Origin of the sequence: Bradyrhizobium sp. (genome assembly GCF_049512235.1) — a bacterium.
Taxonomy (GTDB): Bacteria; Pseudomonadota; Alphaproteobacteria; order Rhizobiales; family Xanthobacteraceae; genus Bradyrhizobium.
Map to the genome: position 1 here is coordinate 1 of NZ_JBEKXH010000206.1, position 11118 is coordinate 11118.

General features: G+C 60.9%; 8 protein-coding genes and 1 pseudogene. 7 read left to right on the plus strand and 2 right to left on the minus strand.

Annotated features, from left to right (window positions below; genetic code table 11):
* Together ABSG20_RS19285 and ABSG20_RS19290 are read right to left on the minus strand one after the other, a co-directional pair.
* The coding region (locus ABSG20_RS19285) for an efflux RND transporter permease subunit (RefSeq protein WP_423866107.1) at nt 1–1796 on the minus strand (1796 nt) is incomplete at its 3' end.
* Nucleotides 1793–2965 (minus strand): efflux RND transporter periplasmic adaptor subunit, encoded by a 1173-nt coding sequence (locus ABSG20_RS19290; RefSeq protein WP_423866108.1) that lies wholly within the window; start codon nt 2963–2965, stop codon nt 1793–1795. The genes ABSG20_RS19285 and ABSG20_RS19290, both read right to left, overlap by 4 nt.
* A gap of 150 nt (nt 2966–3115) precedes the next feature.
* Here ABSG20_RS19290 and ABSG20_RS19295 point away from each other — a divergent pair, with 150 nt between their 5' ends.
* From ABSG20_RS19295 to ABSG20_RS19325, 7 genes and pseudogenes are all read left to right on the plus strand, one after another.
* A complete protein-coding gene (locus tag ABSG20_RS19295) occupies nt 3116–3577 on the plus strand; it encodes a MarR family winged helix-turn-helix transcriptional regulator (protein ID WP_423866109.1) in 462 nt (153 codons plus the stop codon).
* Between the two features lie 188 nt (nt 3578–3765).
* Nucleotides 3766–4005, plus strand: coding sequence for a hypothetical protein (locus ABSG20_RS19300; protein WP_423866110.1), 240 nt, complete (start codon nt 3766–3768; stop codon nt 4003–4005).
* A gap of 248 nt (nt 4006–4253) precedes the next feature.
* Nucleotides 4254–6830, plus strand: a complete 2577-nt coding sequence (locus tag ABSG20_RS19305; RefSeq protein WP_423866111.1) for a TonB-dependent receptor — start codon at nt 4254–4256, stop codon at nt 6828–6830.
* 11 nt (nt 6831–6841) lie between these two features.
* Complete coding sequence (locus ABSG20_RS19310) at nt 6842–7531, plus strand: Fe2+-dependent dioxygenase (protein ID WP_423866112.1); 690 nt, start codon at nt 6842–6844, stop codon at nt 7529–7531.
* A 271-nt stretch (nt 7532–7802) separates the two neighbouring features.
* Nucleotides 7803–10064, plus strand: coding sequence for a TonB-dependent receptor (locus ABSG20_RS19315; RefSeq protein WP_423866114.1), 2262 nt, complete (start codon nt 7803–7805; stop codon nt 10062–10064).
* A 247-nt stretch (nt 10065–10311) separates the two neighbouring features.
* The gene (locus ABSG20_RS19320) at nt 10312–10767 is read left to right on the plus strand and encodes a DUF2946 domain-containing protein (protein ID WP_423866113.1); all 456 of its coding nucleotides are present in this window, start codon (nt 10312–10314) and stop codon (nt 10765–10767) included.
* A 110-nt stretch (nt 10768–10877) separates the two neighbouring features.
* A pseudogene (locus ABSG20_RS19325) lies at nt 10878–11118 on the plus strand (tonB-system energizer ExbB); the annotation flags it as partial.

An 11118-nucleotide genomic window follows, 5' to 3' on the forward strand; every position in this document is an offset into this window, starting at 1 on the left:
GCAACGCTGGCGACGTCGGGGTCGGCCTGCACGATTTTGCCGAGCGCCTCCTGCCGCTGCTTCATCGCGGCAAAGGAAATGTCCTGCCCGGCTTCGGAAGTGGCGGTAATGAGGCCATTATCCTGCTGCGGAAAGAAGCCCTTGGGAATGACGATGAACAGATAGACCGACAGCGCCAAGGTGGCAAAGAAGATCACGAGCGTTATCTTGCTCCAATGCATGGCGAGATCGAGGCCGCGCTCATAGGCATGAAGCAGTCCGTCGAAAGCCCGCTCGCTCCATTGATAAAACCGGCCATGTTTGGTTTCGCCGTGCGCGCGCAGGAAGCGCGATGCCATCATCGGGGTCAGCGTCAGCGACACCACCATCGATACGAAGATCGTCATCGCCAGCGTCACCGCGAATTCGCGGAACAGGCGCCCGATGATGCCGCCCATCAGCAAAAGCGGAATCAGAACCGCGACCAGTGAAACACTGATCGAGACGATGGTGAACCCGATCTCGCTGGCGCCCTTGAAGGCGGCGGCGAGCGGCTTCTCGCCTTCCTCGATATAGCGCGTGATGTTTTCCAGCATCACGATGGCGTCGTCGACCACGAAACCGACGGCGATGGTCAAGGCCATCAGGGACAGGTTATCGAGCGTATAGCCGAAAACCCACATCAGCGCGCAGGCACCAAGCAGCGCCAGAGGCACGGTGACGGTCGGGATCACCGTCGCCCAGAAACTGCGCAGGAAGACGAAAATGACCATGACGACGAGTGCGATGGTCAAGAGCAGGGTGAATTGAACGTCCTGGACGGCGGCGCGAATGGTCTGGGTGCGGTCGCTGATGAGCTCGATCTTGATCGTCGGCGGAATTGCCGCCACCAGCCGCGGCAGCATCGACTTGATCTTGTCCACGGTGTCGATGACGTTGGCGCCGGGCTGCTTGTAGACCACCAGGAACACGCCACGCTTGCCATTGGCCCAGGCCGCCTGCTTGGCATCCTCCGGACCGGTGATGGCCTTGCCGATGTCGCGTATCCTCAAGGGCCCGCCATTGCGGTAGGCCACGATGACGTCGTTCCAGTCCTTTGAGTCCAGCATCTGGTCGTTGGCATAGATCGTATAGGCGCGCGTTTCGCCGTCGATGTTGCCCTTCGGGCTGTCGACCGTTGTGATGCTGATCTGATTGCGGACATCCTCCAGCGACAGGCCTTTGACGACCAGTTTCGCCGGATCGACCTGGACCCGGATCGAAGGCTTTTGCTGGCCGCCAATGATGACCTGCGCCACGCCCGAAATCTGGCTGATCTGCTGGGCGAGCTGGGCGTCGACGGCGTCGCTGACCGTGGTAATCGGAAGGGTGTCCGAGGTCGCCGACAACAGCAGGATCGGCGAGTCGGCCGGGTTGACCTTGCGGTAGGTCGGCGGCGAGGGAAGGTTCTTCGGCAATTGGCCGCTGGCGGCGTTGATGCCGCCCTGGACGTCGTTGGCGGCGCCGTCGATATTGCGGTTGAGGTCGAACTGGATCGTGACCGCGGCCGTTCCCAGATAGCTCGTCGACGTCATTTGAGCGATGCCGGGAATTTGCGCGAACTGCCGCTCGAGCGGCTGCGCCACCGAGGAGGCCATGGTTTCCGGGCTGGCACCCGGCAAGGTCGCGGTGACCTGAATGGTGGGGAAGTCCACCTGCGGCAGGGGTGCGACCGGAAGCAGCGGATAGGCCACGAGGCCAATGAACAGAATGCCCGCCATCATCAGCGAAGTGCCGATCGGATAGCGGATGAAGGGTGCGGAAATGCCCTCGCTCATTCCGGCTTGACCTTGGCTTGTTGCGCCGGATCCGAACTCGCCACCGCCGTGCTGACAAGGGAGCCGGGCTGAACCCTGAACTGGCCTGCCGTAACCACCTGCTCGCCCGGCGACAGCCCGGAATCGACTACCGAGCGTCCGTCGATCGATTGGCTGACCTTGATCCTGCGCAGCTCGGCCTTATTGGCCTGATTGACGGAATAGGCATAGAGGCCGTCATTGCTGTGCTGGATCGCTTCGTCGGGAACCACCGTCGCATCCTTGAGCGTCTGCACCAATAGCCGGGTCGAGACCGACTGGCCCGGCCATAATGCGTGGTTTTTGTTGTCGAACACCGCCTTGAGGCGGATGGTGCCGCTGGTGGTGTCGACCTGATTGTTTATCACGGACAACGACCCTTCCGACAGCGTCTTTTTGCCGTCGGTTGTCAGCGCGATCACTTTCAGCGGCTGCAGCGCCTGGGCTTCACTGATGTAAGGCAGCTGCTCTTCCGGCGCGGTGAATATCACCGCGATCGGCTCGACCTGGGCGATCGTCACAATCCCGCTCTGGGTTGACGCATTGACGATGTTGCCGATGTCGACCTGGCGCAGGCCGGCGACGCCCGGGATCGGCGACTTGACCTGGGTGTAGTCGAGCTGGGTCTGGGCATTATAAATGGCCGCATCGTCGGCGGCGATCTGCGCGTTCAATTGCGCGACCGTGGAACGCTGGGTATCGAGCTGCTGCCGGGTCGCGAATTCGCCGAGCTTGGTGTAGCGCTGCAGATCCAGATTGGCGTTGGCTATGTTGGCCTCGTCCTGCTCCTTCTTCGCCTTGGCCTGATCGAGCGCCGCCTGGTACGGCCGCGGATCGATCTCCACCAAGAGATCGCCCTGGTTGACCATCTGGCCCTCCTTGAAGGCGACCTTGTCGATCTGGCCGTCGACGCGGGTACGTACCAGTACGGTATTGAAGCCCTGAACGCTTCCGAGCCCGGTCAAATAGACCGGGAAATCCGCTTTCACGACGGGCGCGATGGTAACGGGAACCGCGGGGACACGGGCGGCTGACTTTTGGCCGTTCGCGGCTTTCGCCGCAGCCTCAGGGCCGTAATATCGCTGCCAACCGAAATAGCCCAGCGCGACTACGGCTGAGACCAGCAAAACCCAACGGATCAACCGCGACATCAATTTTGGCTCATCGTTCAAAACAAGGTAATGGAACTTGAATCTGCCCCAAGCAAGTTAAGATATAATATGCGTGCACTTAATGTGTAAACACACTATAGCTTGAGAATTCTAAACAATCAGAAAGCTTTGGGAAAACCGCCAACGCCGATGTCGCTCGATCTGAAACGCCAGCTGGTAGCGCAACTTGTAGAAAGCTCCAGGCTTTTGCGCAACTACATCGACCACCGCGCCAAGGGCCGCGGCACCACGCGCGCGCAATGGATCGTGCTGTTTCGGTTGCGGGCGCAGGAGGGGCTGTCGCAGGTCGATCTGGCCGAGGTTCTGGAACTGCAACCGATCTCGCTGGTGCGGCTGCTCGATCGCCTGGTCGAGCATGGCCTTTTGGAACGGCGGCACGACCCCCGGGATCGGCGTACCAACCGGCTTTTCCTCACCGCGAGCGGCCGCCAGCTTGTCGATGATCTCGACAGCCTGCGCGACGCCATCGCGTGCGACGTTCTCAAAGATGTCCCAGAGGCTGCGATCGAGACCAGCCTCGAAACGCTCCGCTACATCAAGGAGCGGATCAAGCGCCTTGCCGAGCCTCCCGGCACCATCGCAGCCGAGTAATCGGGCAGCGCGACGGTCCGGCGCTCGCCGCGCCACCGCGATGTCGCGCTCATTTTTCGAGTTGAGCCATTCCAAACCCCATCCTGCGGCGATGCGATTGTGACCGGAACCGAGGTCGTTCATATTTCCGCCCGCATCATTGCGGCGGGCTTGGATCAAACGAACGCGCCAACAGTCGGGAGTGCATGATGGATGAACTGAACGGACGCATGATCGCGTGTCAGATCTTGATCACCGGCCTGATCGCGCGCGTCGCCAACAATTCGCCCGACCCTTTGCGGTTTCTCACCGACTTTCGCGACGAAATCAAAGCCGTGGTGAAGGGCATCCACATTGCAGGAATGGACAATACGGATCGCGTAAGGCTGACCGCGCAGCAAACCGTCGACGAGTTGTTTTCGCTGATGAAGCAACCCAACATCGATTGATCGATGCACGCAAGTCGTGACGCGAAGGGCCGGTATTAAAGGCTTTTCTGCGTTTGAGCTCGGTGCACTTCAAATCTCGGCTTAGAATGGTTTCAAACTCCGGATAAGAACGATTCTGAACTAGAGCTATTCAAGAATTGCGGCGCCTTCATCGCATTGACCCGATTTCTCGCGCTCGGTAGCAACGCATCGTCGCTCGCCGCGTGGTTATCGCGAGCGCATTGGAATGTGGTTCGGGGGCGTCTGGTATGAGTGGGGCAAAAGCACCGAGATCGTTGCGTTCGATCGCGATCATGAACCCGGTCGACGAAAATATCGATTGCAGCTCCGGTCCGAAAGTATCCGCCGTCGCCGGCCTGATCGCAGTCGCATCGTTCTCAGGCGCCGAAGCACAGCCATCGATGCTGCCGCCGGTGACGGTCGAAGCGCCGGTCGCGCGCCCGCGCCCGGTCTCAAGACCTACGCCGGATCAGGTCCGGGCACGCAATGCGCTGCGCCGCGCGGGGCGCAGTACCCAACCGGCACTGGCCGCAGCGGTGCCTTTTCCCAATGCCGGCGCGTTGAGCGCCGACCGCAATCCCTATGCCGACGCCGCCGCTCCCTACAAGGTCGACCATCTGCAGGCATCGGGCAAATTCCCCGAGCCGCTGCTCAATACGCCGAAGACCGTGACGGTGCTGAGCAAGGAAGTCCTGGAGGACAAGAACGCCACCACGCTGAAGCAGGCCATCCTGAGCACCGCCGGCGTGACGCTTGGAACCGGCGAGGGCGGCAACGCCTTCGGCGACCGCTTCTTCATCCGCGGCTTCGACGCGCGTAACGATGTCTTCATCGACGGCGTGCGCGATTCCGGCGTCAGCGTTCGCGAGAATTTCTTCACCGAGCAGGTCGAAATCCTGCGTGGACCCGGGTCGTCGTTCGCCGGCCGCGGCACCACGGGCGGTGCGATCAACATCGTCACCAAGCAGGCGACCACCGAAAAAAGTTTCTACAACATGGACACGACGTTGGCGACCGACAGCACCAAGCGCGTCGTGCTCGATGTCAACCAGATCATCAGTCCGACGCTTGCTGTTCGTGCCGGCGGGCTGTTTCAGGACGCCGGTGTCGCCGGCCGCGGCTACACCACCGACGACCGCGATGGCGGCTTCGTCGCGGCGACCTGGAAGCCGGTCGATGCAGTCAAGGTCACGGCGGATTACGTGCGCACCGATCTGCATGGCATCCCGGATTTTGGCGTGCCGTATTACCGGCCCGCGTCCACCGGGTCCAGCACGCAGCAGTTCGCCAGCACAGCCGGCGGCCCGTTTCCGGATTTCGGCGCCAATCGCAATAACTTCTACGGCTTCGTGAATCGCGATTTCTTCAAGGTCCAGCAGGACATCGGCACCATCAACGGCGAATTCCATATCACCCCCGACCTGGTCCTGAGCGACAAGATCAGGGCGTCGCGTTCAGTATTGAATTATATCGGTACGATTCCGGAATCGCCTGTGGTCACCAATCCGAATCCGGCGCTGTGGACGATCACCGCCAATCCGCAAAGCCGCTACCAGGTCACGGACGTGCTCGCCAACCAGAGCGAGGCGGCCTACAAGTTTGGTTTGAATGGCTGGAATAACACCGCGCTGGCGGGTGTCGAAGTATCCAGGGAGACATCCTACATCGACAAGTATAGCGGCCTGACTTCGGAAGCAGTCGGCAACACCAGCACCAGTGCGGGATCGTTCAACAACGTCAGTGCCTTTAATCCGCAGTTCGCCAATCTGTCGTTTGGCACCCCGACGCCGACGGGAATGCCCACGAACCTCAGCATCGACACCAAGAGCGTCTACCTGCTCGACACCGCCAATTATAATGATTTCATCATCCTCAATGGCGGCATTCGCTATGATGACTACGGCATCAACCTCAACGGCTTCGGTACCGGGGCTGTGACGGGTGTTTTCGGCACGCAATCGGCGCAGTTCGGACTTCCGAACTTCAACCTGGGTATCGTGGTCAAGCCGATTCCGGTCGCCAGCGTCTATGCCGCCTACGCGACGTCGTCGGATCCGGTCGGATCTGAATTCGACGGCACCAGCGCGAACTACGGCGGATTGTCGCCGGTTCTCAACGGCGGCTCAAACCAGATCTTCGGGCCTGAAAAGAACAAGGCCGCCGAAGTCGGCACCAAATGGGAACTGTTCAACCGCCATCTGCTTTTGACGGCGGCGCTGTTCCAGACCGAAAAGCAAAACGCCCGCGAATCGCAAAACATCACCGCCGCGACCGCGACCGCGGCGTGCCCCTATCCCAGTTCCACGCCTGCGGGCACCACAGTACCTTGCATCAGCGCGGGCGCCGCCTACCGCATCAGGGGTATCGATCTCGGCGTCGGCGGCAAGATCACCGACAAATGGAGCATGTTCGGCGGACTTGTGCTGATGCAATCGGAAGTGACGAAATCGCTGGTTCCCTCGCCGCAACCGTCGCTTTTTCCCACCAATGTCGGTCTGCCGCTGGCGAACGTCGCGCATCAATCGTTCAGCCTGCTCACCAAATACCAGCTGACGGACGTCTGGGAGCTGGGCGGGCAGGCGGTCTACCGGTCGAAGATTTACGGCGGCACGCTACTTGCCGCGAACCAGGGCACGTCGCTGCCGGGCTACTGGCGTTTCGATGCCTTCCTCGAGGCGCAGATCGACAAGAACTGGAAGGCGAAACTGTTTGTCAACAACGTCTTCAACAAGCTCTACTACGACGCGCTGTATCAAAGCGCGACGCCGTTCGTTCTGGAGGCGCCCGGCCGTACGGTGTCTTTGGTCATCTCGGCGAGGTTCTGATTGTCGACGTCATGCTGATCTGTGTTGCCGACGTGCTGAGCAAAAGCGATGTGGCGGATTTCCGCCGCATCATGGATGGCTGCGTGTGGGAAGACGGCCGCTCGACCGCCGGCGCGCAGTCGGCGCTGGTGAAGAGCAACGAGCAGCTGCCCCCCGACGGCGAAGTCTCGCGTCAACTCGGCAACCGCATCATCTCCGCGCTGTCAGCCAACCCGCGCTTCATCTCCGCCGCCGTGCCCTTGCATATCTTTCCGCCGCTGTTCAACCGCTACGCCGCTGCCGACGGCCACCGTTTCGGCATCCATGTCGATAATGCGGTGCGCGGCGATCGTCTGACCGGGTTACGCATCCGGACCGATTTGTCGGCCACGCTTTTTCTCTCCGAGCCGGAAGAATATGACGGCGGTGAACTGGTGGTCGAGGATTTCTATGGTTCCCATGAAATCAAGCTGAGTGCCGGCGACATGGTGCTTTATCCGGCGTCCGGTCTGCACATGGTGACGCCGGTGACGCGCGGCATGCGCGTGGCGTCGTTCTTCTGGCTGCAGAGCATGGTCCGTGATGTCCATGCCCGCAGCCTGATTTTTGATCTCGACACGGCGATCCAGGCGCTGGTGGAGCGGATTGGACGAGACGATCCCCAGACGGTCAAATTGACTGGTGTCTATCACAACCTGATCCGCTATTGCGCCGAGGTATGAGCGGGCGCCGCGCGCCAACCATGGCCGCCGGGTCGTTTCGCCAGCGGATCCGTCGATCCGAAGTTGTTAGACCCGTTCCAATCTAGAAAAGCTCGAATAATCGCGCCGCTTTGTTGATTGGGCACGCTATCGGCTGCTACGCAGAGGTTCGGTGCTCGAAAGAATTCGGGACATTGTGGGGCTTTGGTTGATGTCTATGGAGGGCCTGTCGCGTCGACGGAATCATGGCGGATGTCCTCGCCAAGCTGTGCAGCGATGTTGCGTGGCGGCGATGCTGTTGCCCGGGGTGGCGGCGAGCTCGATTATCAAGCCAACTGCGGCGATGGCCCAGGATGCGGCGAAGGACGCGACCGTGCTGCCAGGGATCACTGTCGTTGCTCCGACCGAAAAGCCCAAGCGCGCGGCTGCGAAGCCCGCGGCTCCGACGCGCGCCGCTTCGAGCCGGGGCGCCGGCCGGTCAAGCGCACCGGCGCAGGAGGCGGCAGTGGCGGGGGCGGGCGCTCCCAATCCAGCGCAAGCGGCGCTGGACCGGAAGATGCAGGGTTTCGATCAGTCGCGCGACCATGTTCTGACCAAGCTCGGAGCGTCGACCTATACGATTGATCGCAACACGATCGAAACCATGCCGCAGGGCGACAACACGCCGGTCGACAAGCTGGTTCTGCAATTGCCCGGCGTCAACTACGATTCCGCGGCCTCCAATCCCAACTTCCACGTCCGCGGCGAATACGCCAACGTCCAGACCCGGATCAACGGCCTCGTGGTTCCTGAAGGCGTGTCAGGCCTGGGTCCCGTGATCGACACCAATTTCATCGGCAGCCTGTCGCTTTTGACCGGTACGCTGCCGGCTCAATATGGCCTGCGTACTGCGGGTGTTCTCGACATCACCAGCCGGGCATTTTCCACGCCCGGCGGCAGCGTCAGCATCTATGGCGGCAGCCAGTCGACGATCACGCCGAGCTTCGACTACGGCGGCAGCGTCGGCGATACCCAGTATTTCTTCTCCGGCCGCGGCAACTGGAACAACCTTGGCATTGAAAATCCGACCTCCTCGGTCAACGCTCTGCACGATCACACCGATCAGGGCAAGTTTTTCGCCTATGTCTCGACGCTGCTCAACGAGCAGACGCGGCTCAGCGTGATTTCGGGAGCCTCCTACAGCACGTTCCAGATCCCCAACAATCCCAACCAGATGCCTATTGGCAATTTTCCGTCCGCTGTTGTCGACTCTTCGACGCTGAACGAAAACGAGATCGATCAATACTATTTCAATCTGGTTGCGTTGCAGACCAAAGGCGATGTCATCGACACCCAGTTTGCGGTATTCTCGCGCTACGCCCAGGTGCATTTCATCCCCGACATAGCAGGCGATCTCGCATTCAACAACGTTGCTTCGGACGTCACCCGCGCCAGCCAGATGTATGGCACCCAGTTCGACGCGTCCTACGAAGTGAACCGCGCGCACACCTTGCGGGCGGGCTTCATGGTGACCGCGGAAAAGACCGACGTTTCCAATATATCGACCGTGTTTCCCGCCGATTTGTCGACCGACCCTCCGACAATTCTGGGACCTGCGTATACCATCAACGATTCCAATTCGCTGCTCGGCTGGAACCTCGGTGCCTACGTCCAGGACGAGTGGAAGCTGACCAACCAGCTCACCCTGAACTACGGCATTCGCTTCGATCAACTCTATCAGTTCGTCGATGCCAACCAGTTCAGCCCGCGCGCCGCGCTGGTCTACAAGCCGTTCGACGGCACCACCTTCCATGCCGGCTACGCCCGCTATTTCACCCCGCCGATGCAGGCGCAGGCGACGCAATCAAACCTCGCGCTATTCAACAACACCACGAACCAGCCGGACGTCCCGCTGAACAATCCGGTGCTTCCCGAGCGGTCGCATTATTTCGATGTCGGCGTCGAGCAGAAACTGCTGCCGGGCCTCACATTCGGTCTCGATGCCTATTACAAGATCGCCACTGACCTGATCGATGACGGCCAGTTCGGCCAGGCGGTGGTCCTGACCCAGTTCAACTGGGCCCGTGGCTACAGCGAAGGGGCGGAAGCCAAGGTTAAGTACCAGAACGGCGATTTCAGTGCCTATGCCAACTTTGCCTTCAACATCACCAGGGCGACCGATCCGGTCTCGAACCAGTATCTGCTCGATCCCGATGAATACGCCTTTCTGCTCACCCATTATCACTACACCGATGACATGCAGATGCTGACGGGATCGGCGGGCGCTTCCTACCGCTGGAACCAGACGCTGTTCTCCATCAACATGAAGTATGGCAGCGGTCTGCCGACCGGCTTCGCCAACTCCGCGTTCAACGAGCCTTACGTAACGGCCAATCTCGGAATAGCCCACGAGTTCCAGGCATTGCCGGGCGCCAAGCCGCTGACGGTGCGGTTTGACGTCGTCAATCTGTTCGACAAGATCTACGCCATCAGGGACGGATCTGGGATCGGTGTGTTCGCGCCTCAATTCGGCCAGCGTCGTGGATTCTATGCAGGCATCTCGCAAAAGCTGTAAGGAATCCGCGACGAATCTGCCGGATCCTTTTCCGATTCCGGGCCGTAGGATCAATGCGTCGCTGGGCTTTCCGGGGGTTTTTGGAGATGCGGTTGCGCTGGAATTGGTCTCTGTTCACGTTGTTTGCGCTGATCGAGGTTCCCGGCGAATATCGTTGACACCAATCACTGGAGGCTGTGATGTCAGATCATTGCGCCGCGAGTGGTCGAACAGGTCTGCCGACACTGCGGTCGAGGCACGTGCCGAAATGAAATGGTTTCGATCAAACATCAGGCTTGGATCTAGGCTCGCGCTGTTCGCGCTGGCGATCCAGTTTCTGTTGTCGTTCGGACATTTCCACGGCGGCAGCGCCCAGGCGGCGCCGGCACTGGTGCGGGGGTCGCAGTCGCACCACACCCTCAGTCTGGCAGTTGCTGGTTTTGCCGCGGCGCATCGGGACGCGCTGCACGAAGCGTCGCAGCCGCGCCCGTCTCGCCTCTCCCGGCTGAAGACCTCTTCCGGTCATGAGCCGGCCGGCCAGCCAGCTGATGACTGCGCGATTTGCGCTGTGATGGCGCTGGCCAGCGCCATGGTGGTTGCGACGCCGCCTGCTCTGTTGGGGCCGCCAACGGCCCAATACACCTATTCGACCGCCGAGGCCGGGTTCGTGCACCTGAACTCGGCTCGCGTCGGTTTCCAGCCTCGTGCTCCGCCCGTCTCCTGACGTCCCTAGCTGGCATCGGCGTGTTTTGCGCCCTGATCCCGCCGCGTCGCGGCATAACGGACCGGGTGCACACGTCATAATCTGATCCACTGATGGTACCGGGCTGAAGTATGAACACCTCATGTTGTCGAGCGACCCCTGCGGTCCTGGCGCTGGCGATGCTGTCGCTGGCGTCGCCGCTATCGGCGCAGCAGAGTACCGCTCCTGCGCCTTTGCAGCCTCCCGCGCTGTCGCAACCGGCGGGCAGTCCCGCGGGGGCCGCGCCCAATGAACAGCTGAAGGACCAAGTCAAGGAACCGGTTCCCCAAGCAGCAGTGGTCACTCCATCCGCCGCGGCGCCCGCGGCCTCCG